At 57.1% G+C, this 24,198-nt stretch carries 24 protein-coding genes; 16 read left to right on the plus strand and 8 right to left on the minus strand.

Features of this window, described 5'->3' with window-relative positions:
* Window positions 1–2: 2 nt before the first annotated feature.
* The 14 genes from atpF to D8B20_RS17390 all read left to right on the plus strand — a co-directional run bounded on the left by atpF (window position 3) and on the right by D8B20_RS17390 (window position 15,186).
* Entirely contained in the window at window positions 3–473 is a 471-nt protein-coding gene (gene atpF / locus D8B20_RS17325; RefSeq protein WP_021313757.1) for a F0F1 ATP synthase subunit B, read from the plus strand.
* Window positions 474–487: 14 nt separating this feature from the next.
* Entirely contained in the window at window positions 488–1,021 is a 534-nt protein-coding gene (atpH, locus tag D8B20_RS17330) for a F0F1 ATP synthase subunit delta (protein ID WP_145890272.1), read from the plus strand.
* Window positions 1,022–1,035: 14 nt separating this feature from the next.
* The gene (atpA, locus tag D8B20_RS17335) at window positions 1,036–2,577 is read left to right on the plus strand and encodes a F0F1 ATP synthase subunit alpha (protein WP_145890274.1); all 1,542 of its coding nucleotides are present in this window, start codon (window positions 1,036–1,038) and stop codon (window positions 2,575–2,577) included.
* 52 nt (window positions 2,578–2,629) lie between these two features.
* Window positions 2,630–3,496 carry a F0F1 ATP synthase subunit gamma gene (atpG, locus tag D8B20_RS17340; protein WP_145890276.1) on the plus strand — a complete coding sequence of 289 codons (867 nt, stop codon included), beginning with the start codon at window positions 2,630–2,632 and terminating at the stop codon, window positions 3,494–3,496.
* 63 nt (window positions 3,497–3,559) lie between these two features.
* The gene (atpD, locus tag D8B20_RS17345) at window positions 3,560–4,957 is read left to right on the plus strand and encodes a F0F1 ATP synthase subunit beta (protein ID WP_145890278.1); all 1,398 of its coding nucleotides are present in this window, start codon (window positions 3,560–3,562) and stop codon (window positions 4,955–4,957) included.
* 24 nt (window positions 4,958–4,981) lie between these two features.
* Window positions 4,982–5,401 carry a F0F1 ATP synthase subunit epsilon gene (locus tag D8B20_RS17350; protein WP_145890280.1) on the plus strand — a complete coding sequence of 140 codons (420 nt, stop codon included), beginning with the start codon at window positions 4,982–4,984 and terminating at the stop codon, window positions 5,399–5,401.
* A gap of 311 nt (window positions 5,402–5,712) precedes the next feature.
* Complete coding sequence (glmU, locus tag D8B20_RS17355) at window positions 5,713–7,083, plus strand: bifunctional UDP-N-acetylglucosamine diphosphorylase/glucosamine-1-phosphate N-acetyltransferase GlmU (protein ID WP_145890282.1); 1,371 nt, start codon at window positions 5,713–5,715, stop codon at window positions 7,081–7,083.
* A gap of 197 nt (window positions 7,084–7,280) precedes the next feature.
* Entirely contained in the window at window positions 7,281–9,110 is a 1,830-nt protein-coding gene (glmS, locus tag D8B20_RS17360; protein WP_145890284.1) for a glutamine--fructose-6-phosphate transaminase (isomerizing), read from the plus strand.
* A gap of 173 nt (window positions 9,111–9,283) precedes the next feature.
* Window positions 9,284–10,327 carry a phosphate ABC transporter substrate-binding protein PstS gene (gene pstS, locus D8B20_RS17365; protein WP_145890285.1) on the plus strand — a complete coding sequence of 348 codons (1,044 nt, stop codon included), beginning with the start codon at window positions 9,284–9,286 and terminating at the stop codon, window positions 10,325–10,327.
* A gap of 87 nt (window positions 10,328–10,414) precedes the next feature.
* Window positions 10,415–11,377, plus strand: a complete 963-nt coding sequence (gene pstC / locus D8B20_RS17370) for a phosphate ABC transporter permease PstC (protein WP_145890287.1) — start codon at window positions 10,415–10,417, stop codon at window positions 11,375–11,377.
* Window positions 11,374–12,261, plus strand: a complete 888-nt coding sequence (gene pstA, locus D8B20_RS17375; RefSeq protein WP_145890289.1) for a phosphate ABC transporter permease PstA — start codon at window positions 11,374–11,376, stop codon at window positions 12,259–12,261. Before pstC ends, pstA begins: the two co-directional genes overlap by 4 nt.
* A gap of 44 nt (window positions 12,262–12,305) precedes the next feature.
* Window positions 12,306–13,079, plus strand: a complete 774-nt coding sequence (gene pstB / locus D8B20_RS17380; protein ID WP_145890291.1) for a phosphate ABC transporter ATP-binding protein PstB — start codon at window positions 12,306–12,308, stop codon at window positions 13,077–13,079.
* Between the two features lie 14 nt (window positions 13,080–13,093).
* Window positions 13,094–13,828, plus strand: coding sequence for a phosphate signaling complex protein PhoU (gene phoU, locus D8B20_RS17385; protein WP_145890293.1), 735 nt, complete (start codon window positions 13,094–13,096; stop codon window positions 13,826–13,828).
* A gap of 119 nt (window positions 13,829–13,947) precedes the next feature.
* Entirely contained in the window at window positions 13,948–15,186 is a 1,239-nt protein-coding gene (locus D8B20_RS17390; protein WP_145890295.1) for an MFS transporter, read from the plus strand.
* Window positions 15,187–15,201: 15 nt separating this feature from the next.
* On the opposite strand, the gene yieH is transcribed toward D8B20_RS17390, so the two are convergent.
* Window positions 15,202–15,870, minus strand: coding sequence for a 6-phosphogluconate phosphatase (gene yieH, locus D8B20_RS17395; protein WP_145890297.1), 669 nt, complete (start codon window positions 15,868–15,870; stop codon window positions 15,202–15,204).
* Between the two features lie 151 nt (window positions 15,871–16,021).
* Here yieH and D8B20_RS17400 point away from each other — a divergent pair, with 151 nt between their 5' ends.
* Window positions 16,022–17,335: an NCS2 family permease gene (locus D8B20_RS17400; protein ID WP_145890299.1), complete on the plus strand. Its 1,314-nt coding sequence runs from the start codon at window positions 16,022–16,024 to the stop codon at window positions 17,333–17,335.
* 30 nt (window positions 17,336–17,365) lie between these two features.
* Here the strand turns inward: D8B20_RS17400 and D8B20_RS17405 are convergent, their stop codons facing one another.
* Complete coding sequence (locus D8B20_RS17405; RefSeq protein ID WP_145890302.1) at window positions 17,366–18,130, minus strand: 4'-phosphopantetheinyl transferase family protein; 765 nt, start codon at window positions 18,128–18,130, stop codon at window positions 17,366–17,368.
* 289 nt (window positions 18,131–18,419) lie between these two features.
* On the opposite strand from D8B20_RS17405, the gene D8B20_RS17410 reads away from it, so the two are divergent.
* Window positions 18,420–18,929, plus strand: coding sequence for a flavin reductase family protein (locus D8B20_RS17410; RefSeq protein WP_145890304.1), 510 nt, complete (start codon window positions 18,420–18,422; stop codon window positions 18,927–18,929).
* 10 nt (window positions 18,930–18,939) lie between these two features.
* Here D8B20_RS17410 and D8B20_RS17415 read toward each other — a convergent pair whose 3' ends face one another.
* The 6 genes from D8B20_RS17415 to rpmH all read right to left on the minus strand — a co-directional run bounded on the left by D8B20_RS17415 (window position 18,940) and on the right by rpmH (window position 23,597).
* Window positions 18,940–19,530, minus strand: a complete 591-nt coding sequence (locus tag D8B20_RS17415; protein WP_145890306.1) for a malonic semialdehyde reductase — start codon at window positions 19,528–19,530, stop codon at window positions 18,940–18,942.
* Between the two features lie 192 nt (window positions 19,531–19,722).
* The gene (gene mnmE / locus D8B20_RS17420; RefSeq protein ID WP_145890308.1) at window positions 19,723–21,087 is read right to left on the minus strand and encodes a tRNA uridine-5-carboxymethylaminomethyl(34) synthesis GTPase MnmE; all 1,365 of its coding nucleotides are present in this window, start codon (window positions 21,085–21,087) and stop codon (window positions 19,723–19,725) included.
* A 124-nt stretch (window positions 21,088–21,211) separates the two neighbouring features.
* Window positions 21,212–22,858 (minus strand): membrane protein insertase YidC, encoded by a 1,647-nt coding sequence (yidC, locus tag D8B20_RS17425; RefSeq protein WP_145890310.1) that lies wholly within the window; start codon window positions 22,856–22,858, stop codon window positions 21,212–21,214.
* A gap of 2 nt (window positions 22,859–22,860) precedes the next feature.
* The gene (gene yidD / locus D8B20_RS17430) at window positions 22,861–23,118 is read right to left on the minus strand and encodes a membrane protein insertion efficiency factor YidD (RefSeq protein ID WP_145890312.1); all 258 of its coding nucleotides are present in this window, start codon (window positions 23,116–23,118) and stop codon (window positions 22,861–22,863) included.
* Window positions 23,082–23,441, minus strand: coding sequence for a ribonuclease P protein component (gene rnpA, locus D8B20_RS17435; RefSeq protein ID WP_040679622.1), 360 nt, complete (start codon window positions 23,439–23,441; stop codon window positions 23,082–23,084). Before rnpA ends, yidD begins: the two co-directional genes overlap by 37 nt.
* Before the next feature lie 15 nt (window positions 23,442–23,456).
* Complete coding sequence (rpmH, locus tag D8B20_RS17440) at window positions 23,457–23,597, minus strand: 50S ribosomal protein L34 (RefSeq protein WP_000831330.1); 141 nt, start codon at window positions 23,595–23,597, stop codon at window positions 23,457–23,459.
* Window positions 23,598–24,198 lie beyond the last annotated feature (601 nt).

Consider the following 24,198-nt stretch of genomic DNA (forward strand, 5'->3'; position numbering starts at 1 on the left):
CTGTGAACATTAATGCAACAATCCTCGGCCAGGCCATCGCGTTCATCCTGTTTGTCGCGTTCTGCATGAAGTACGTATGGCCGCCGATCATGGCTGCCATCGAAAAGCGCCAGAAAGAAATTGCTGAAGGCCTTGCTTCTGCTGAACGCGCGAAGAAAGATTTGGATCTTGCGCAGGCCAATGCGACCGACCAGCTGAAAAAAGCGAAAGAAGAAGCTCAGGTCATTATCGAGCAGGCGAACAAACGCCGTGCCCAGATTCTGGACGAAGCCAAAACTGAAGCTGAGACTGAACGTAACCGCATCGTGTCTCAGGCGCAGGCAGAAATCGAAGCCGAGCGCTCACGTGCACGTGAAGAGCTGCGTAAGCAAGTCGCGTTGCTGGCATTAGCTGGCGCCGAGAAAATCATCGAACGTTCCGTGGATGAAGCTGCTAACAGCGACATCGTTGATAAACTGGTCGCTGAACTGTAAGGAGGGAGGGGCTGATGTCTGATCTGATTACTGTAGCTCGCCCCTACGCCAAAGCAGCTTTTGACTTTGCTGTTGAGCATCAAAGTATCGAACGCTGGCAAACCATGCTGGCGTTTGCCGCAGAAGTGGCTCGCAACGAACAGATGGCAGAACTCCTTTCCGGTGCACTGGCACCGGAAGCCTTGTCTGCTTCTTTCAATGCAGTCTGTGGTGATCAACTTGATGAACACGCTCAGAACCTGATCAAGGTAATGGCGGAGAACGGACGTTTGACAGCGCTACCCGCTGTGCTGGACCAGTTCATTCAACTGCGCGACGCTTATGAAGCGACGGCCGAAGTTGACGTGATCTCCGCCAGTGCACTGAGTGACAGCCAGCTGACCAAAATCAGCGCCGCGATGGAAAAACGTCTGTCACGCAAAGTTAAGCTGAATTGCAAAATTGATAAGTCTGTAATGGCAGGTGTGGTTATCCGTGCGGGTGACCTGGTGATTGATGGCAGCGTGCGCGGCCGTCTTGACCGTCTGGCAGACGTCTTGCAGTCTTAAGGGGACTGGAGCATATGCAACTGAATTCCACCGAAATCAGCGAACTGATCAAGCAGCGCATTGCTCAGTTCAATGTCGTGAGCGAAGCTCACAACGAAGGTACTATTGTTTCTGTAAGTGACGGTATCATCCGCGTACACGGCCTGGCCGATGTCATGCAGGGTGAAATGATTGCTCTGCCGGGCAACCGTTACGCTATCGCACTGAACCTTGAGCGCGACTCAGTAGGTGCAGTGGTGATGGGTCCGTACGCTGACCTCGCCGAAGGCATGAAGGTTAAGTGCACCGGCCGTATCCTCGAAGTACCGGTAGGCCGTGGCCTGCTGGGCCGCGTGGTGAACACCCTGGGTGCGCCAATTGACGGTAAAGGCGCCATCGACAACGACGGCTTCTCGCCGGTTGAAGTGATTGCACCTGGCGTTATCGATCGTCAGTCTGTAGACCAGCCTGTTCAGACCGGTTACAAATCTGTCGATGCGATGATTCCAATTGGCCGTGGCCAGCGTGAGCTGATCATCGGTGACCGTCAGACCGGTAAAACCGCGATGGCAATCGACGCCATCATCAACCAGCGCGACTCTGGCATCAAATGTGTCTATGTTGCGATTGGTCAGAAAGCGTCAACCATTTCTAACGTGGTACGCAAGCTGGAAGAGCACGGTGCGCTGTCTAACACCATCGTGGTGGTCGCTTCTGCTTCTGAATCCGCTGCGCTGCAGTACCTGGCTCCGTACGCGGGTTGCGCCATGGGCGAATACTTCCGTGACCGCGGTGAAGATGCACTGATCGTATATGATGACCTGTCCAAGCAGGCTGTTGCTTACCGTCAGATCTCCCTGCTGCTGCGCCGTCCGCCGGGCCGTGAAGCATTCCCGGGTGACGTGTTCTATCTCCACTCCCGTCTGCTGGAGCGTGCATCACGCGTGAGCGCTGATTACGTTGAGCGTTTCACCAACGGTGAAGTGAAAGGTAAAACCGGTTCTCTGACCGCGCTGCCGATCATTGAAACCCAGGCAGGTGACGTTTCTGCATTCGTTCCGACCAACGTAATCTCGATTACCGATGGTCAGATCTTCCTGGAATCTAACCTGTTCAACTCCGGTATCCGTCCGGCTGTTAACCCGGGTATCTCTGTATCCCGTGTTGGTGGTGCTGCACAGACCAAGATCATCAAGAAACTGTCCGGTGGTATCCGTACCGCACTGGCACAGTATCGTGAACTGGCGGCGTTCTCGCAGTTCGCATCCGATCTGGATGATGCAACACGTAAACAGCTGAGCCACGGTCAGAAAGTGACCGAGCTGCTGAAGCAGAAACAGTATGCACCGATGTCTGTTGCACAGCAGGGTCTGGTACTGTTTGCAGCGGAGCGCGGCTTCCTGAACGACGTTGAACTGTCGAAAATCGGCAGCTTCGAAGCCGCTCTGCTGGCGTTCGCTGACCGCGAACACGGTGAGCTGATGGCTGAAATCAACCAGGCGGGTAACTACAACAACGAAATCGAAGCGAAGCTGAAAAGCCTCCTCGAAACGTTTAAAGCAACCCAGTCCTGGTAATGTCTGGCGGCTTGTCTGAAAAGGCAGGCCGCAAGGCTTTGAGGAGAAGCTAATGGCCGGCGCAAAAGAAATACGTACCAAGATCGGCAGCGTTAAAAATACGCAAAAGATCACCAAAGCGATGGAAATGGTCGCCGCCTCCAAAATGCGTAAAACGCAGGAACGCATGGCGGCCAGCCGTCCGTATGCAGATACCATGCGCAAAGTGATTGGTCACCTTGCTCTTGGTAATCTGGAATACAAGCACCCATACCTGGATGAGCGCGACGTGAAGCGCGTCGGCTACCTGGTCGTTTCGACTGACCGCGGGCTTTGTGGTGGTTTGAACGTTAACCTGTTCAAAAAATTGCTGGCAGAAATGAAAAGCTGGGCAGATAAAGGCGTACAGAGCGATCTGGCGATTATCGGCTCCAAAGGGCTTTCATTCTTCGGCTCTGTCGGTGGCAACGTCGTGGCACAGGTCACTGGCATGGGCGATAAGCCTGCGCTGTCTGATCTGATTGGCCCGGTAAAAGTGATGCTGCAGGCCTATGATGAAGGCCGCATCGACAAGCTGTATATCGTCAGCAACAAGTTTAACAACACCATGTCTCAGACTCCGACCATTACCCAACTGCTGCCGTTACCGCCAGCGGAAGGTGAAGAAGAGATGAAGGCGAAGACCTGGGATTACCTGTACGAACCCGATCCGAAAGCGCTGCTGGATACTCTGCTGCGTCGTTATGTCGAATCGCAGGTTTATCAGGGTGTGGTGGAAAACCTGGCCAGTGAGCAGGCTGCACGTATGGTGGCTATGAAAGCAGCTACCGATAACGGCGGAAACCTGATCAAAGAGCTGCAGTTGGTTTACAACAAAGCTCGTCAGGCCAGCATCACTCAGGAACTTACCGAGATCGTCTCGGGAGCCTCCGCGGTTTAACCAGGCATATATTCTGTCGCGCGAGCGCGGCCGGATATTCTCGTATTAGGTAGAGGATTCAAGATGGCAGCTGGAAAGATTGTCCAGATTATCGGCGCCGTAGTTGACGTCGAATTCCCTCAGGACGCGGTACCGCAGGTATACAGCGCTCTCGAGGTTAAGAATGGTGATGCCCGTCTGGTGCTGGAAGTGCAGCAGCAGCTGGGTGGTGGCGTGGTGCGTACCATCGCCATGGGTTCTTCTGACGGCCTGAAGCGCGGTCTGGAAGTAATCGATCTGAAAAAACCTATTCAGGTTCCGGTGGGTAAAGCCACCCTCGGCCGTATCATGAACGTGCTGGGCGAGCCGATCGACATGAAAGGCGACCTGAAAGAAGAAGACGGCAGCGCAGTAGAGGTTTCCTCTATTCACCGTGCCGCGCCTTCTTATGAAGATCAGTCAAACTCGCAGGAACTGCTGGAAACCGGCATCAAGGTTATCGACCTGATGTGTCCGTTCGCCAAGGGCGGTAAAGTCGGTCTGTTCGGTGGTGCGGGTGTGGGTAAAACCGTAAACATGATGGAGCTGATCCGTAACATCGCGGCTGAGCACTCAGGTTATTCAGTGTTTGCGGGCGTAGGTGAGCGTACTCGTGAGGGTAACGACTTCTACCACGAAATGACTGACTCCAACGTTATCGACAAAGTTGCGCTGGTGTATGGCCAGATGAACGAGCCGCCGGGTAACCGTCTGCGCGTAGCACTGACCGGTCTGACCATGGCGGAAAAATTCCGTGATGAAGGCCGTGACGTTCTGCTGTTCATCGACAACATCTACCGTTACACCCTGGCCGGTACTGAAGTATCAGCACTGCTGGGCCGTATGCCATCTGCAGTAGGTTATCAGCCAACGCTGGCCGAAGAGATGGGTGTGTTGCAGGAGCGTATTACCTCCACCAAAACCGGTTCAATCACCTCCGTACAGGCCGTTTACGTCCCTGCGGATGACCTGACTGACCCGTCACCAGCAACCACCTTTGCTCACCTGGACTCAACCGTTACGCTGAGCCGTCAGATTGCCTCTCTGGGTATTTACCCGGCAGTTGACCCGCTGGATTCCACCAGCCGTCAGCTGGATCCACTGATCGTGGGCCAGGAGCACTATGACGTTGCGCGTGGCGTGCAGTCTCTGCTGCAGCGTTACCAGGAACTGAAAGACATCATCGCCATCCTCGGTATGGACGAGCTGTCTGAAGAAGACAAACTGCTGGTGGCACGTGCGCGTAAGATTCAGCGCTTCCTGTCTCAGCCGTTCTTCGTTGCTGAAGTCTTCACCGGTTCTCCGGGTAAATACGTGACGCTGAAAGACACCATCCGTGGCTTCAAAGGCATCATGGAAGGCGAATTCGACCACCTGCCAGAGCAGGCGTTCTACATGGTCGGCGCGATCGAAGAAGCCGTAGAAAAAGCGAAGAAACTGTAATAACGGTTTCCCGGGAGGAATGGTATGGCTATGACTTTTCATCTGGACGTGGTCAGCGCGGAGCAGCAAATGTTCTCCGGTCTGGTACAGCGTATCCAGGTGTCAGGTAGCGAAGGTGAGCTGGGTATCCACCCGGGTCACGCCCCGCTTCTGACCGCCATCAAGCCTGGTATGATTCGCATCGTGAAACAGCACGGCGAAGAGGAGTATATCTACCTCTCTGGCGGCGTGCTGGAAGTACAGCCGGGCAGCACGACCGTTCTGGCCGACACTGCGATTCGCGGTGAAGACCTCGACGAAGCGCGCGCGCTGGAAGCGAAACGCAAAGCAGAAGAGCACATGAACAGCAGCCACGGCGACGTGGACTACGCTCAGGCCTCTGCAGAGCTGGCGAAAGCTATCGCGAAACTGCGTGTTATCGAGCTGACCAAAAAAGCGATGTAATCAGGCTTTGTGCGTCACGAATGCCAGCCCTTCCGGGCTGGCATTTTTTTTGTCTGATCGCCATGACCGTACGGCCTGATATTCCATGTCTGTCCGGGGCAGAGACATTCAGCGCTGCACGCAGTCCATACAGCGCTACACGCAGTCCATACAGCGCCGCGCCGCATCAGGGCAGCCGCAGGGCGGGTAAAGAACACGGTGGTGTGCCGCCGCGCCGTTTCAGTGTTTACGCTAATTTCGGGCGGAGAAAAATGTAGTAATCTCAGGCCTAAACCTTACACTTTCGAAAGTTAAATTGAGTCTGGATAGTTATGTCGACGAACGCAATGAGTGTGGTGATCCTGGCGGCTGGCAAAGGCACCCGTATGTATTCCGATCTGCCAAAAGTGCTGCATAGCCTGGCAGGTAAACCGATGGTTCAGCACGTCATTGATGCCGCAACCGGCCTCGGCGCACAGCAGGTACATCTGGTGTATGGCCACGGGGGCGAGCAGTTAAAGCAGGCGCTGGCACACAACACCCTGAACTGGGTGCTGCAGGCGGAGCAACTGGGCACCGGCCATGCGATGCAGCAGGCTGCGCCGTTTTTCGCTGATGACGAAGACATTCTGATGCTGTACGGCGATGTGCCGCTGATCACCCAGGCCACGCTGCAGCGGCTGCGTGAAGCCAAACCGGCGGGCGGTATCGGCCTGCTGACCGTGGTACTGGACAATCCCACCGGCTATGGTCGTATCGTGCGTGAAAATGGCACGGTAACCGGCATTGTCGAACAGAAAGATGCCTCTGAGGCACAGCTGAACATTCAGGAGATCAACACCGGCATCCTGATCGCCAACGGCGGCGACCTCAAACGCTGGCTGGCGCAGCTCAATAACCATAATGCGCAGGGCGAGTTCTATATCACCGATATCATCGCCATGGCCCATCAGGAAGGTCGCCTGATTAACGCCGTACACCCGGTGCGTAACAGCGAAACAGATGGCGTAAATAACCGCCTGCAGCTGGCCACGCTGGAGCGCGTTTATCAGCTGGAGCAGGCAGAGCAGCTGCTGCTGGCCGGCGTGATGCTGCGCGATCCGGCACGCTTTGACCTGCGCGGTACGCTGCAGCACGGTCGTGATGTGGAAATTGACAGCAACGTCATACTTGAAGGCAACGTCACCCTGGGCAACCGGGTAAAAATCGGGGCCGGCTGCATCATCAAAAACAGCGTGATTGCTGACGACTGCGAGATCAGCCCTTACTCGGTCATTGAGGATGCGCGACTGGCCAGCGCCTGTACCGTCGGGCCCTTTGCCCGCCTGCGTCCGGGCAGCGAACTGGCTGAAGAGGCGCACGTCGGCAACTTTGTTGAGATGAAAAAGGCCTCTCTGGGCAAAGGTTCCAAAGCCGGCCACCTCTCCTATCTGGGTGATGCAGAGATCGGCGCTGGCGTGAATATCGGTGCCGGAACCATCACCTGCAACTATGACGGGGCGAATAAGTTTAAAACTGTCATCGGCGATAACGTATTTGTTGGCTCGGATACGCAGCTGGTGGCACCGGTCAGCGTGGCGGCGGGCGCCACCATTGCGGCCGGAACGACCGTGATGAAAGACGTCACCGCGGCCGATCTGGTCTACAACCGCAAAGAGCAAAACCAGAAGTCTGGCTGGCAGCGTCCGGTGAAGAAAAAATAAAAAGGCAGGGCCGGCGACGATCGGCCCGTCAGCAGTGCGATTACCCTTAATCCGGTCGCGGCAGAGTCGTGCGTTGCGCACACCTGTCAGCGGCCGGAACAGGGGGCAGTTACTCTCCCCACTCTCTACAAGGCTCGGGGAAACGTCAGGTCAGATGACAACGCAATGGCCGAAAGCCATGAAGTCAGGAAATTATTATGTGTGGAATTGTTGGTGCAGTAGCGCAGCGTGACATTGCAGAAATTCTGCTGGAAGGCCTGCGTCGTCTGGAGTATCGCGGCTATGACTCTGCCGGTCTGGCCGTTGTGGATCGTCAGGGCCATATGACGCGCCTGCGTCGTGTGGGCAAAGTGGCTAATCTGGCAGAAGCTGCCGATCAGCAGCCGCTGGTCGGCGGAACCGGTATCGCGCACACCCGCTGGGCAACGCATGGCGAACCCTCAGAGGCCAATGCGCATCCGCATGTCTCAGAGCACGTTATCGTCGTGCACAACGGCATTATTGAAAACCACGAGCCACTGCGTGCGCTGATGATTGAGCGCGGTTACCGTTTCGCCTCTGAAACCGACACCGAAGTGGTGGCACATCTGGTGCACTGGGAACAGAAGCAGGGCGGAACGCTGCGCGACGTGATCCTGCGGGTGATTCCGCAGCTGCGCGGTGCCTATGGCATGGTGATCATGGACAGCCGCGATCCGTCCGTGCTGGTAGCAGCCCGTTCCGGCAGTCCGCTGGTCATTGGTCGGGGTGTGGGCGAAAACTTTATCGCGTCTGACCAGCTGGCCCTGCTGCCGGTGACCCGCCGCTTCATCTACCTGGAAGAGGGGGACATCGCTGAAATTACCCGTCGCGAAGTCACCATTATCGACCGTGACGGTCAGCAGGCGAAGCGCCCGGAGATCGAATCCAACGCGCAGTACGACGCCGGTGACAAAGGCCTCTACCGCCATTACATGCAGAAAGAGATTTACGAGCAGCCCAACGCCATCAAAAGTACGCTGGCGGGCCGTTTCCATGATGGCATCGTTGATCTGCGCGAATTAGGTGAACAGGCCGAAGCGCTGCTGAGCAAAGTCGAACATATTCAGATCATCGCCTGTGGCACCTCGTATAACTCCGGCATGGTATCGCGCTACTGGTTTGAATCGCTGGCTAACCTGCCGTGTGATGTGGAGATCGCCTCTGAATTCCGCTATCGCAAATCGGCGGTGCGTAAAAACAGCCTGCTGATTACCCTGTCGCAGTCGGGCGAAACCGCTGACACCCTGGCCGCTCTGCGGCTGTCAAAAGAGCTGGGTTATCTTGGTTCGCTGGCCATCTGTAACGTTGCCGGTTCGTCGCTGGTGCGCGAATCCGATCTGGCGCTGATGACCAAAGCCGGCACCGAAATCGGCGTGGCGTCCACCAAAGCCTTCACCACCCAGCTGGCGGTGCTGCTGATGCTGGTGGCCAAACTGGGTCGTCTGCACGGTATGAAGCCGGAAACCGAGCACGAAATCGTGCATGCGCTGCAGGCGCTGCCCAGCCGCATTGAGCAGATGCTGGCACAGGATAAAGTGATCGAAAACCTGGCAGAAGGGTTCTCTGACAAGCATCATGCGCTGTTCCTCGGCCGCGGCGATCAGTATCCGATTGCCATGGAAGGTGCGCTGAAGCTGAAAGAGATCTCCTACATTCACGCTGAAGCCTATGCAGCCGGTGAGCTGAAACATGGCCCGCTGGCGCTGATTGATGCCGATATGCCGGTGATTGTGGTGGCGCCGAACAACGAGCTGCTGGAGAAGCTGAAGTCCAACATTGAAGAAGTGCGCGCGCGCGGCGGTCTGCTGTACGTGTTTGCCGATCAGGATGCCGGATTCAGCGACAGCGAAGGCATGAAGATTATCTCTCTGCCGCACGTTGAAGAGGTGATCGCCCCTATCTTCTATACGGTGCCGCTGCAGCTGCTCTCCTATCACGTCGCGCTGATCAAAGGCACAGACGTCGATCAGCCGCGCAACCTGGCGAAATCGGTCACCGTGGAGTAACCTCCTTTCTGAGCGAGCCTGCAACGGGCTCGCTCTGTTTTGCCGCCTGTCATATAACTGTCACAATTCGTACATTTCACTGTCATCAAACTGTCCTATTTTCCCTCCAGCAGCAATCACTGACTCCTACTAAAACGGCTCCAAGCCTGATTTTTTAATCCCCTGGAGGGAACATGACACTGATGCGTAGCACCGTAGCCCGAATCCTCGCCGCCACCTTCGCCGTAAGCGCGGTTTCTGCTTTTGCCGCCACCGATCTGACGGGCGCAGGCGGGACATTCCCGGCACCGGTTTATGCCAAGTGGGCAGCAGAATACCAGCAAGCCACCGGTAGCAAAATTAACTATCAGGGTATTGGTTCTTCGGGCGGCGTGAAGCAAATCATCGCCAAAACCGTTGATTTTGGTGCGTCCGATGCGCCAATGAAAGAAGAAGATCTGCAGAAAAACGGCCTGTTCCAGTTCCCGACCGTGATTGGTGGCGTGGTGCTGGCTGTTAACATTCCGGGCGTGAAATCGGGTCAGCTGACGCTGGACGGTAAAACCGTCGGTGATATCTACCTCGGCAACATCAAAAAATGGAACGACCCGGCGATCACTAAACTGAATCCGGGCATCAAACTGCCTGACACCAACATCAACGTGGTGCGCCGCGCGGATGGTTCCGGCACCTCTTTCGTGTTCACCAGCTACCTGTCTAAAGTGAACGAAGAGTGGAACAGCAAAATCGGCAAAGGCAACACCGTTAACTGGCCAACCGGTCTGGGCGGTAAAGGCAACGATGGCGTGGCAGCATTTGTCCAGCGTCTGCCGGGCTCCATTGGTTACGTGGAGTATGCCTACGCCAAGCAGAACAACCTGACCTACACCAAACTGATGGATGCAGACGGCAAAGCCGTGGCTCCGGGTGAAACCAGCTTCGCTAACGCGGCGAAAGGCGCAGACTGGAGCAAAACCTTTGCGCAGGATCTGACCTTCCAGAAAGGCAACGACGCGTGGCCAATCACCTCCACCACGTTCATTCTGATCTACAAACAGCAGGCGAACGCGGAGAAGGGCAGCGAAGTGCTGAAGTTCTTTGACTGGGCTTACAAAGGCGGCAGCAAGACGGCCACCGCGCTGGATTATGCCGCTCTGCCGGAAAGCGTAGCGAACCAGGTGCGCGCTGCCTGGAAAGCCAATATCAAAGACAGCTCCGGTAAAGCGCTGTACCAGTAAGTGAACCACCTGGCCTGCGATAGCTGCAGGCCAGCCTGACGGGCGGCCGCTGTGCCGCCCTGATTACCCCCTGAGAACGAGAATTGTATGGCTGCCACTAAGCCGACGTTTAAAGCACCGGGCAAGCAAGGCGACATGATTTTCGGCGCGATGGTTAAGCTGTCAGCGCTGATTGTGTTATTGCTGCTGGGCGGCATTATCGTCTCCCTGATTTTCTCCTCCTGGCCGAGCATCCAGAAGTTTGGCTTCTCCTTTCTGTGGACCAAAACCTGGGATGCGCCCAACGAACAATTCGGTGCGCTGGTGCCAATCTACGGCACCCTCGTTACCTCGCTGATCGCCCTGATCATCGCCGTACCGGTGAGCTTCGGCATTGCCCTGTTTCTCACCGAGCTGGCACCCGGCTGGCTGCGTCGTCCGCTGGGCACGGCGATTGAACTGCTGGCGGCGATCCCCAGCATCGTGTACGGCATGTGGGGCCTGTTTATTTTCGCGCCGCTGTTTGCTGAATATTTCCAGACGCCGGTCGGCGAGGTACTGGCCAATATTCCGATTGTGGGGGCACTGTTCTCCGGCCCGGCATTTGGTATTGGCATCCTGGCGGCTGGCGTTATTCTCGCCATCATGATTATTCCGTATATCGCTTCCGTCATGCGTGACGTGTTTGAGCAGACGCCGGTGATGATGAAAGAGTCGGCCTACGGTATTGGCTGCACCACCTGGGAAGTGATCTGGCGCATCGTGCTGCCGTTCACCAAAAATGGCGTGATCGGCGGCGTCATGTTGGGGCTGGGCCGCGCGCTGGGTGAAACCATGGCGGTAACCTTTATCATCGGTAATACCTACCAGCTCGACAACGCGTCGCTGTTTATGCCGGGCAACAGCATCACCTCGGCACTGGCGAACGAATTCGCCGAAGCGGAATCCGGCGTGCACGTCGCGGCGCTGATGGAGCTGGGCCTGATCCTGTTTGTGATCACCTTTATCGTGCTGGCGATCTCCAAACTGATGATCCTGCGTCTGGCGAAAAGTGAAGGAGCCCGTTCATGACAGCGATTGAAATGCAGGCGCGTGCGGAACTGGAAGCGTCGCGTCGTAAAATGCAGGCGTGGCGCAGCACCAAGAATAAAATTGCCCTGACGTTATCCCTGCTGACGATGGCGTTTGGTCTGTTCTGGCTGATCTGGATTCTGTTTACTACCGTGACCAAAGGCATTGATGGCCTGAGCTGGTCGCTGTTCACAGAATCCACGCCGCCCCCCAATACCGCCGGCGGCGGTCTGGCGAACGCCCTCGCCGGCAGCGGCCTGCTGATTTTCTGGTCCACCTTTTTTGGCACGCCGCTGGGCATTATGGCGGGTATCTACCTGGCAGAGTATGGCCGGAAGCACTGGCTGGCCGAGGTGATCCGTTTCATCAATGACATTCTGCTCTCCGCGCCGTCCATTGTGGTGGGCCTGTTTGTCTATACCCTTGTGGTATCGCAGATGCAGCACTTTTCCGGCTGGGCCGGCGTGGTGGCGCTGGCGCTGCTGCAAATTCCGATCGTGATCCGTACGACGGAAAACATGCTGCGGCTGGTGCCGGACAGTATGCGTGAAGCCGCCTACGCGCTGGGCACGCCAAAATGGAAGATGATCTCTGCTATCACGCTGAAAGCCTCGGTGTCCGGCATCATCACCGGCGTGCTGCTGGCGATTGCGCGTATTGCCGGTGAAACCGCCCCGCTGCTGTTTACCGCGCTGTCGAACCAGTTCTGGAGCACTGACATGATGCAGCCGCTGGCCAACCTGCCGGTGACCATCTTTAAATTCGCCATGAGCCCGTTTGCCGAATGGCAAAGTCTGGCGTGGGCGGGTGTGCTGATTATTACGCTGTGCGTGCTGTTGCTGAACATTGTCGCGCGCGTGGTTTTCGCCAAAGGCAAACACTAATTTTCCGGCGCGGCTTCGGCGGCGCTGCACATGAGAGATGAGCAATGAGTATGGCAACCCCTTCTGCCGGTAAAATTCAGGTGCGCAATCTGAACTTCCACTACGGTAAGTTCCATGCGCTGAAAAATATCAATCTGGATATCGCTAAAAACCAGGTAACGGCATTTATCGGCCCCTCCGGCTGTGGTAAATCCACCCTGCTGCGCACCTTCAACAAAATGTACTCGCTCTACCCCGAGCAGCGCGCCGAGGGTGAAATCCTGCTGGATGGCGACAATATTCTGGCTTCGCATCAGGATATCGCCCTGCTGCGTGCTCGCGTCGGCATGGTATTCCAGAAGCCGACGCCGTTCCCGATGTCGATTTATGACAACATCGCGTTTGGCGTGCGCCTGTTTGAAAAGCTGTCGCGTGCCGATATGGACGAACGCGTGCAGTGGGCGCTGACCAAAGCGGCGCTGTGGAATGAAACCAAAGACAAGCTGCATCAGAGCGGTTACAGTCTCTCCGGCGGTCAGCAGCAGCGTTTGTGCATTGCGCGCGGCATCGCTATCCGCCCGGAAGTGCTGCTGCTGGATGAACCGTGCTCAGCGCTGGACCCTATCTCCACCGGCCGTATTGAAGAGCTGATTACCGAGCTCAAGCAGGATTACACCGTGGTGATCGTTACCCACAATATGCAGCAGGCGGCACGTTGTTCGGACCACACGGCCTTTATGTATCTGGGCGAGCTGATTGAGTTCAGCGATACCGACACGCTGTTTACCAAGCCCGCACAGAAGCAAACCGAAGATTACATCACCGGTCGTTACGGCTGATTCAGGAGACGCCCATGGATAATTTAAATCTGAACAAACACATCTCCGGTCAGTTTAACGCCGAACTGGAGCACATCCGCACCCAGGTGATGATCATGGGTGGCATGGTTGAGCAGCAGCTCACCGATGCCATTACCGCGATGCATAATCAGGATGGCGAACTGGCGCGACGCGTGATCGAAGGCGACCAGAAGGTCAACATGATGGAAGTGGAGATTGATGAAGCCTGCGTGCGCATCATCGCCAAGCGCCAGCCGACCGCCAGCGATTTGCGGCTGGTCATGGCGATCATCAAAACCATTTCGGAACTGGAACGCATCGGTGACGTGGCGGAAAAGATCAGCCGTACCGCGCTGGAGAAGTTTGGTCAGCAGCATTTACCGCTGCTGGTGAGCCTGGAATCGCTGGGCCATCACACCGTGCAGATGCTGCATGACGTGCTGGACGCCTTTGCGCGGATGGATCTGAATGAAGCCATCAAAATCTACCGCGAAGACAAAAAGGTGGATAAAGAGTACGAGGGCATTGTGCGTCAGCTGATGACCTACATGATGGAAGATCCGCGCACCATTCCGAGCGTGCTGACCGCGCTGTTCTGCGCCCGCGCCATTGAGCGTATCGGTGACCGCTGCCAGAACATCTGTGAAATCATCTTCTACTTTGTAAAAGGTCAGGATTTCCGCCATGTGGGCGGTGACCGGCTGGATGAACTGCTGTCAGGCGATGACGGCAGCAATAAACCCTCCTGATCGTCTTATAGGCTGCCTGTTCACGCTATGGCGGGCGGGCAGCCCTGCCGATTTCTGCCTGGTCTCCGCACCGCACGCTCTTTATACTTGGCGCACTTTTTACTGCCAGGTACCCTGACATGTCTTCTGTAAAACCCGCTAAAACCGCCGTCACGCCCGCCAAAGCGATGCTGGCCGCCATCAGTGGCTACGCGATGGATGGATTTGATCTGCTGATTCTTGGCTTTATGTTACCGGCGATCAGCGTATCGCTGGCGCTCGATCCGTCGCAGGCCGGATCGCTGGTTACCTGGACGCTGATCGGTGCGGTGGTGGGCGGCATTGTCTTTGGCCATCTCAGCGACCGTTTTGGCCGCATCCGTATGCTGACCGTCACCATTCTGATGTTCTCGGTGTTTACCGGGCTGTGCGCCGTGGCGCAGGGCTACCGGGATTTGCTGGCTTACCGTACGCTGGCAGGCATGGGGCTGGGTGGCGAGTTCGGCATTGGTATGGCGCTGATTGCGGAAGCCTGGCCGAAAGAGAAGCGTAACCGTGCCTCGGCGTGGGTCGGCATTGGCTGGCAGCTTGGCGTGCTGCTGGCGGCCTTCATTACGCCAGCGCTGCTCGGCGTGATTGGCTGGCGCGGCATGTTCCTGGTCGGACTGCTGCCGGCGCTGGCATCGTTTGTTATCCGCCGATCCCTGGGGGAGCCGGAAACCTTCACCCGCCATGCAGAACGCACGCCGCCGCTGTCGTTTGGCGCGCGTCTCCGGCTGCTGTTTGCCGACCGCGCCACCGGCAAAGCCAGCCTGGGCATTTTTATCCTTTGTTCCGTGCAGAACTTTGGCTATTACGGGCTGATGATCTGGATGCCAAACTATCTCTCTTCCAGCTTCGGCTTCAGCCTCACCAAATCCGGCCTGTGGACGGCGGTCACGGTGGTAGGCATGACCTTCGGCATCTGGCTGTTTGGCGTGCTGGCAGACCGTTTCGCCCGCTGGAAAATTTTCCTGCTGTATCAGTTTGGCGCAGTGGTTATGGTGGTGATTTACGCTCAGCTGCGTGACCCGACGGTCATGCTGTTTACCGGCGCGCTGATGGGCATGTTCGTGAATGGCATGATAGGCGGTTACGGTGCGCTGATTTCCGATACCTTTCCGCCGCAGGCGCGGGCCACAGCGCAGAATGTGTTATTTAACCTCGGACGCGGCGTCGGCGGTTTTGGCCCGCTGGTAATCGGTATGCTGGCAACCCATATCGCCTTTAGTGCCGCTATTACTCTGCTGGCGCTGATTTATCTGCTGGATATCCTCGCCACGCTGTTTCTGCTGCCGAAGCAGCAGGGCAACGAGGATTCCCTGGGCGCGATTGGCTGATCGCAGCCAGGGCGGCTAGGCGGCTGACACCAGATCCCACCCGCGGGCGCGCCACAGGGCCGGCAGCTGCGCCATATCATCAAAGCGCGTCACCAGCGGGTGATCAATCGGCGGGTTATGGGCGTCAGCGCAGTAATAAAACACCGGCATGCCGGCGGCCACGCCGGCGCGGGCGCCCGCCTCAGAGTCATCCACCAGAATACAGCGCTCAACGGGCACCTGCATCTGTGCAGCCGCGTGGTACATCAGCGCCGGGTCCGGCTTCCAGCGCTGAATGTCATAACCGCTGAACAGGCGCCCTTCCAGCCAGGGCAGCATGCCGGTCAGCCCCAGCGAATGCTGCATCTTTTTAACCGTCCCGTTGGAGACCACGCACATCGGGACGGTAATGCTCTCCACCAGCGCCTTTGCCCCGGCAATCGGCTGCAGCGCCAGATCGAACAGGCGCGCCACCTCCGCCCGATAGGCGGTTTCCACCTCATCCTGCGGCAGCGTAACCTGATGCTGCGCCGCAACGTCACGGATGATGTCGTAGAGTTTTACCCCTTTGTACTGCTCAAACATCTGCTGCAGCGAGAGGTGCAGGCCGTAGCGGGCAAAGGTGTTGACGTAGGATTGGGTACAGAGCATTTCGCTATCCACCAGCGTGCCGTCGCAATCAAAAAAGATACATTCAACTGACATCGTGTCTCATCCTTTTAGTAAATAATCAGCTGTCACTCTAGCGCACTGAGCGCAGAAAGCGACTGCGGGCAACCGGTTGCGAAAAATCCGTGTTTTGCCGCGCCAAAGCCTATAGGATACGCGGCGATAAATTTTTCATCGGAATAGCGACATGACTAAGCAGGGCCTATTGCAGCGCATCTTCCGGCTGCAGGAACACGGGACAACCGCGCGGACCGAAATGATTGCCGGTTTTACCACTTTCCTGACGATGGTCTACATCGTCTTCGTTAACCCGCAGATTCTCGGCGCGGCAGGCATGGATACCCAGGCGGTATTTGTAACCACCTGCCTGATTGCGGCCTTTGGCAGCATCCTGATGGGGCTGGTGGCGAATCTGCCGGTCGCGCTGGCACCGGCAATGGGGCTGAATGCGTTTTTCGCGTTTGTGGTGGTTGGCGCGATGGGTTATTCGTGGCAGGTTGGCATGGGCGCGATCTTCTGGGGCGCGCTGGGTCTGCTGATCCTGACCCTGCTGCGCGTGCGCTACTGGATGATTGCCAATATTCCGCTCAGCCTGCGGGTGGGCATTACGGCCGGTATCGGGCTGTTTATTGCCCTGATGGGGCTGAAAAACGCCGGCATTATCGTCCCCAATGCCGGGACGCTCGTCAGCGTGGGTAACCTGACTTCCCACAGCGTGCTGCTGGGGGCGTTGGGCTTTTTCATCATTGCCATTCTCGCCTCGCGCAATATTCATGCGGCGGTGCTGGTTTCAATGGTCGTGACCACGGCGATTGGGCTGCTGCTGGGTGACGTCAAATTCACCGGGGTCTTTGCCGCACCGCCGGCCATCACCGCTGTCGTGGGCCAGGTGGACATTAAAGGTGCGCTCAACGTTGGCATGGCCGGGGTGATCTTCTCCTTTATGCTGGTTAACCTGTTCGACTCGTCGGGTACGCTGATTGGCGTGACGGACAAAGCCGGGCTGACCAACGAGAAAGGCACCTTCCCGCGCATGCAGCAGGCGTTGTATGTAGACAGCATCAGCTCGGTAACGGGTTCGCTGGCGGGGACCTCGTCGGTCACGGCCTATATCGAAAGCTCCTCAGGCGTGGCGGCAGGGGGCCGTACCGGCCTGATGGCGGTGGTGACCGGCGTTCTGTTCCTGCTGGTGATGTTCCTCTCGCCGCTGGCCGCAATGGTTCCCGCCTATGCTGCTGCCGGCGCGCTGATTTATGTCGGGGTGCTGATGACCGCCTCGCTGTCGCGCGTGCGCTGGGACGATCTCACTGAAGCCGTACCGGCTTTTGTCACGGCGGTGATGATGCCGTTCAGTTTCTCGATCACGGAAGGGATTGCGCTTGGCTTTATTGCCTGGTGTGTGATGAAGCTTGGCACCGGACGCTGGCGTGAAATCAGCCCATGTGTGGTGGTGGTAGCGCTGCTGTTTGTGCTGAAAATTGCCTTTATCGACGCGCACTGACAGTGCAGGCCGCGCAGCGACGGCCTTTTTTCACGGATGATGGTCAACTGCCGGCGCGCTGCCGCTGCGTTCGCCCGGCAGGCTGGTGAGCCGCAGCGTGCGTGGCCCGATATTGGGTTTACTCATCTCCACCTCGCGCAGCGCATGCCACTGCTGCTGCGCGTCGATTTCCCACAGGTGCAGCCGCTCCGTGGCGGGCGACAACGCACATGACCACACCAGCGTCGGTTCGGCATCACACACCGCCTGAATATCCGGAAACACGGTGGAGCGCAGACGACCTGCCGCCGGATGCAGGCGCAGCGAATCAATGCCGCCGTCCGTTGCACCCGTCAGCTTGAGAATGCTCTGGCGCAGCGTCCAGATCTGCGTGACCGCTTCCATAAAGTCCTGCTGCGCGTTGATCCACGCTTTTTCACCGGAGGAGAGATCCTGCGTCAGCGCATCCTGCGTCTGGCGGCTGTGCGCGCGCACAATCTCCATATCCAGGCCGGCACGTCCGCCTTCTTCCGCCAGCAGTACGCCGACCATGTTACCGGCATAGGCGATACTGAAATCAGGCAGCTGCGGATCGGCAAAGCAGGGGCGACCGGTGCTGCTGGTGATCAGCATCGGGAGTGTCTGAATGCCATAAACGCGCAGCATCAGCTGCGCCAGCAGTTCACGCGCGGCCAGAAAGCGGCCGCGCCGCTTGTCGGGCAGGCGTTCAGCGCTGTTGATCACGTCCTGTGGTACCCGCGTTGTTCCGGCAGAGAGTGGCGGGTTACCCATCCAACGCACAAAATGACTAGCCATCTGTCGCTCCGTGAAAATGGTCGGATAATCATCAGCGCCATTGTAAGAATTTTCTCATGGGTTTGCATCCGGCTTGCAGCAGGAAGGGATGAAATTCAGATAAGGACGAAAGTGAGTTTTCTTCACGCTGCATTTGCAGATGAAGCTTTTGCATCTGACCGGCAGATGGGGTGATGAAGCTGCCGTTGTGGTGTAGGATTTGGTCGTTAAAAAAAAGCACAGTGACGTGCGTAAACGATTATTCACCCACCTTAAGTGCACATGATTCAGGATGCACGCCGGAGCTGTTATGTCTTTTACCTCACCTGATCGCCAGGAATCGATTTCGCTTGATGCCTTTCGCCATGGCATGCGCCGTCTTACCGCTGGCGTATCGCTGGTCACCACCGAATACCAGGGCGAAAAACTGGGGCTGATAGCCACCTCAGTGAGTTCACTGGCCGCTGAACCGCCCAGCCTGCTGGTATGCGTTAATCGCAGCGCCTCCAGCCATGATGCATTTCTGCAAAGCGGCCATTTTGCCGTGAACGTGCTGCGGGAGCGACATGATGCGCTGTGCGCGCAGTTCAGTCAGCCCGCCCGCCGTGCCGAACGTTTTCACAGTGGTGAATGGCAGACGCTGCAGACCGGCGCGCCGGTACTGGCTGATGCGCTGGTGAGTTTTGACTGTCAGCTGGAGCAGGCGGTGGAATGGCATACGCACAGCGTTCTGCTGGCGCGTATCGTGGGGATCGCTCTGCCGGGCGAAGCGGCAGAGCCCATGGTGTACTTCAACAGCGGTTTTCACTCGCTGGGATAACGCGCGAAACTCAGGCGAATTTGCTGGCTTCTTCAAAACGCAGGCGCGGTAAGCGCGCATGCAGCCTGCTGGCGTCGCCGTAGCCGAGGTTGATCAGTACGTTTACCTGCCATTTGCTTTCGCTGAAGAAAGCCGCGTTGATTTTTGCCGGATCGAATCCTGACATCGGACCGGCATCCAGCCCCAGCGATCGCGCCGCCAGAATCAGATAGCCCGCCTGCAGACTGCTGTTACGAAACGCCGTCTCTTTTGCCAGTTCCGGACTGCTGGTGAACCAGCTGCGCGCGTCACCGTGCGGAAACAGCTTTGGCAGCACTTCATAAAACGCCGGATCCCACGCCACAATGACCGTGACCGGTGCCGCCATGGTTTTATCCACATTGCCCGAGGAGAGCGCCGGTTTCAGCTTTGCTTTGCCTTCCGGCGAGGTCACGAACACAAAGCGACCCGGCGAACAGTTGGCGGAGGTTGGCCCCAGCGCGGTCAGCGTATAAAGCTGCTGCAGAACCTCCTGCGCAACCGGCTTATCCTGCCAGTAACTGTGGGTGCGGGCTTCAGTAAACAGCGCATCAAGCGCCGCGCTGTCGAGCGGTATACTCATGTTTCTCTCCTGTTCAGGCCCCGATACGTGCCTGATTTTTAGCATGAATAATGAAGGCGGCCGGTGTGCGTCAGCCACGGCCAGCTTTCGTTATACTGCAAAGCAGAGAGGGAGCCAAATAACAAAGACGTATGTTAAAACGCGGCGGATGGGCCGGCGTGGCCGTCCGCAGACGGCCAGCGCGGGGAGGGGTTATTTGCCGATGCAGAAGCTGGAGAAAATCCGGCCGAGCAGATCGTCAGAGGTAAACTCACCGGTAATTTCACTCAGCGCCTGCTGTGCCAGGCGCAACTCTTCCGCCAACAGTTCACCGGCCCAGGCCCCCAGCAGCTGATCTTTCCCCTGCTGCAGGTGCGTGGCGGCGGTCTCCAGCGCCTGCAAATGGCGGCGGCGCGCAAGGAACCCGCCCTCCACATTGCCGGCAAAGCCCATGCTCTGCTTCAGATGCTCGCGCAGCGTGTCGATGCCTTCGCCGGTACGCGCAGAAAGGCGAATCAGCGCGTGGCCATTCACATCAGTCAGTCCAAGGGTTTCGCCGGTCATATCGGCTTTATTACGCACCACGGTAACCGGCAGCGCCGCCGGTAACCGCGCAATGAAGTCAGGCCAGATCGCGGCGGCTTCCGTGGCGTCGGTGGTGGTGCCGTCGACCATAAACAGCACGCGATCGGCCTGCTCTATCTCCTGCCAGGCACGCTCAATACCGATACGCTCCACTTCATCACTGGCTTCACGCAGTCCGGCGGTATCAATGATGTGCAGCGGCATACCCTCAATGTGAATGTGCTCGCGCAGTACATCGCGCGTGGTACCGGCAATGTCCGTCACGATAGCCGCTTCGCGTCCCGCCAGCGCATTCAGCAGGCTGGATTTACCGGCATTGGGGCGCCCGGCAATCACCACTTTCATCCCTTCCCGCAGCAGGCTGCCCTGCCGCGCTTCGGCACGCACGCTATTCAGGTCGCCGATCACCGCATTGAGCTGCGCTTCGATCTTGCCATCGGAGAGGAAATCAATCTCTTCGTCCGGGAAGTCAATCGCCGCTTCGACATAGATGCGCAGGTGCGTCAGCGCTTCCACCAGCGCGTTCACGCGCAGGGAAAACGCACCCTGCAGAGAATTGACTGCCGAGCGGGCTGCCTGTTCAGAGCTGGCATCAATCAGATCGGCAATCGCTTCCGCCTGCGCCAGATCGAGTTTGTCATTGAGAAACGCCCGCTCGGAGAATTCACCCGGCTGGGCAATACGCAGACCCGGCAGCGCCACGATACGCTTCAGCAGCAGATCGAGAATTACCGGGCCGCCGTGGCCCTGCAGCTCCAGCACGTCTTCCCCGGTAAAGGAGTTGGGGCCGGGAAACCACAGTGCAATGCCCTGATCCAGCACGCTGCCGTCAGCATCGCAGAAGGGCAGGTAATCGGCATAACGCGGTTTTGGCAGTTTGCCCAGCACCGCCTGCGCGACCTCCGCCGCCCGGGAACCGGAGATTCGCAGAATACCGACGCCGCCGCGGCCGGGAGGCGTCGCCTGGGCAACTATGGTGTCGCTGTGGCTCATGATTCACTCACTTCCCCGTACTGCTTCCGGCAGCCGGAAGGACACAGGGTATGCATAATGATAAAAAAAGGGCGACATATCTGCCGCCCCGGGATGTTTGCGTCCTGCTCAGCTGAGCCGGGCGTTACGCTTTCTTCTTCTCACGGCTGTGCAGGCCGCGCTTTTCCAGGCCGCGATAAATCAGCTGCTGCTGGAGAATGGTAACCAGGTTGCTGACGATGTAGTACAGCACCAGACCTGACGGGAACCACAGGAAGAACACGGTAAAGATAACCGGCATGTAGGTCATGATCTTCTGCTGCATCGGATCGGTCACGGTGGTCGGTGACATCTTCTGAATGAAGAACATGGTGATACCCATGATGACCGGCAGAATGTAGTACGGGTCCTGCGCGGAGAGGTCATGAATCCACAGAATAAATGGCGCATGACGCAGCTCAACTGAACCGGACAGCATGTAATACAGTGCCAGGAAGATTGGCATCTGGATAACCAGTGGCAGACAGCCGCCCAGCGGGTTCACTTTCTCCGCCTTGTACAGCGCCATCATCTCCTGGCTCTGCTTCTGCTTGTCATCACCCAGACGCTCACGCATCGCCTGAATTTTTGGCTGCAGCATACGCATCTTGGCCATCGAGGTGTACTGCGCTTTGGTCAGCGGGTACATGATGCCACGTACGATGAAGGTGATAACGATAATGGAGAAGCCCCAGTTACCGATAAAGCTGTGCAGGAACTTCAGCAGCTTAAACAGCGGCTGAGAGATAAACCACAGCCAGCCGTAATCCACGGTCAGATCGAGGTGAGGCGCAATCGCCGCCATTTTGTCCTGGATTTCCGGGCCGACCCACAGTGTGGCGCTCAGGTTCTGCTGCGCACCGGCACCAACCGTCACAGGCGCAGATTTATAACCGATCGCGGCCACGCCGTTGCCGAGGTTGCTGGTATACAGCGTGTTGGTGCCCTGCGTACGCGGCACCCAGGCCGTAGCGAAGTACTGCTGCAACATCGCCACCCAACCGTTGCTGGTGGTGGTGTTCAGGTTTTCGTTATCGGCGATGGTATCGAACTTATACTTTTCGTATTTCGCATCGCTGGTGGAGTAGGCGGCACCGCGGAAGGTGTGCAGCGCAAAGTTATTGCTGCCGGTGTCACGGTGCTTCGGCAGGTCAATAGTTTGCTTCAGCTGACCAAACATCGCGACTTCCAGCGGCTGCTGCGAGGCGTTGTTGATGGTGTAATCAACGTTTACCGCAAATTCACCGCGCTTAAAGACGAACGTTTTGGTGTAGACCACGCCGTTCTCACCGGTCCAGGTCAGCGGCACGCGCAGCTCGGTCTGGCCATCGGCCATATCGAAGTGATCCTGAGTGGTGGTGTACAGCGGACGGGCGCCGTTATTCGGGTTATCCGGACCGTTACGGCCGGTTAAGCCGCTCTGCGCCTGATAAACGAACGACGGAGTGGTTTCCAGCAGCTGGAACGGAGCATCTGAACCCAGTTTGTCCGGGTAGGTCAGCAGCTGTGCCTGCTCAATGTCACCGCCGCGGGTGTTGATGTTGAGTGACAGGACATCAGTCTTAACGGTGATCGTTTTGCCCTGGCCGCTGGCCGGCACGCCGGAAGTGGCGGCATCACCCGCTGCGCTGCTTGTGTTCTGCGTGGTCTGGGTCTGCTGTGGCTGCGGAGCGTGGTCCGTCTGCCAGGCTTGCCAGATCATAAAAGACACGAACAGAAAAGCGATGAGAAAGAGATTGCGTTGCGAATCCATCGTTAATGTTCTCTGGTATCAAAGGTTTTTGGCGGCACAGGATCGTCACCACCCGGGTTCAAAGGGTGGCATTTTAATACGCGTTTTAGCGTCAACCAACTGCCTTTTACGATGCCAAAGCGGCGTAAGGCCTCAATCCCGTACTGCGAACAGGTGGGATGGAACCGGCAATGAGGTCCCAGCAGTGGGCTGATGGCGCGTTGGTAAACGCGTATCAGGACGATCAGGAGCCGCGCGCCAGGCGACAGTGACGACGCCATAATTTCTCCAACGCTTCCGTCAGTGCACGGTTATCGAGGTCAGCAATCCCTTTTTTCGCCACGATGACAAAATCCATCGGTGGCAGCTCGTGTTGGCGCAGACGAAAGCTTTCGCGGGTCAATCGCTTGATCCGGTTGCGTTCATGGGCGCGTTTCACATGCTTTTTAGCGACGGTAAGACCGATGCGGGGATGCCCCAGCGAATTAAGGCGGCCGAGAATGGTGATTTGCGGCGTGCCAGCCCGAAGAGGTTGCTGGAAGACGAAAGTGAAATGAGCGGGAGTTAACAAACGTAACTCCCTGGGAAATGCGAGCTTAACCACGAGGGTTAGCTTTTATTACTTAGAAACGGTCAGACGAGCGCGGCCTTTAGCACGACGACGTGCCAGAACCTGACGACCATTTTTAGTAGCCATACGTGCACGGAAGCCGTGTGAACGGTTGCGCTTCAGTACGGACGGTTGAAAAGTGCGTTTCATGGCGATTTCTACCTAAACTTGAAAAATTTCACTGGGTGACGCGTTTTCTGGCCAGTAAATCGACCGACGCCTCAATGTGTCTTTAATAAAGAGGCGGGATTGTAATAATTGTACAGTCCGGAGTCAATTTACTTCGCTGGTCGCGGAACCTGAAAACCCTGATACAGCCCGCTAATTCCGGGCATCAAGGCTTCACGCGCCAATGCCGGGTGGAGAATTATACGGGCTATAAAGGAAAGCGCAAGGATCGTCCAGGATCTTCTTGCGATCGGCAACCCGATCCCACCGCTGAAAATGCGACGCTGCCTGAAAATTTACCGCTTTCAGCCGGTTTCCCGCTCGCTTTTTCCACAGAGCAGGTAAACTCATTATCGGTTTTACACCCTGTGGATAAATTGGATCAAAACTGTGTAGAAAGGGAAGATCTCTGAGGCGCTTTGCGCTATGATCCGCCCTTCCGCTGACGATCCTCACCGCCGATCGCAGGGATGACTACCGCAGATAGCGGTCGCAGGCGCTTTCTGATCGCCTGTGTCAAAAAGACAGTTTCTATTTATTAGCGCCTGAATTTCTTATCGATTTTGTACGAGTGGAGTCCGCC

Source organism: Candidatus Pantoea soli, assembly GCF_007833795.1.
In the GTDB taxonomy this organism is placed as follows: Bacteria; Pseudomonadota; Gammaproteobacteria; order Enterobacterales; family Enterobacteriaceae; genus Pantoea; species Pantoea soli.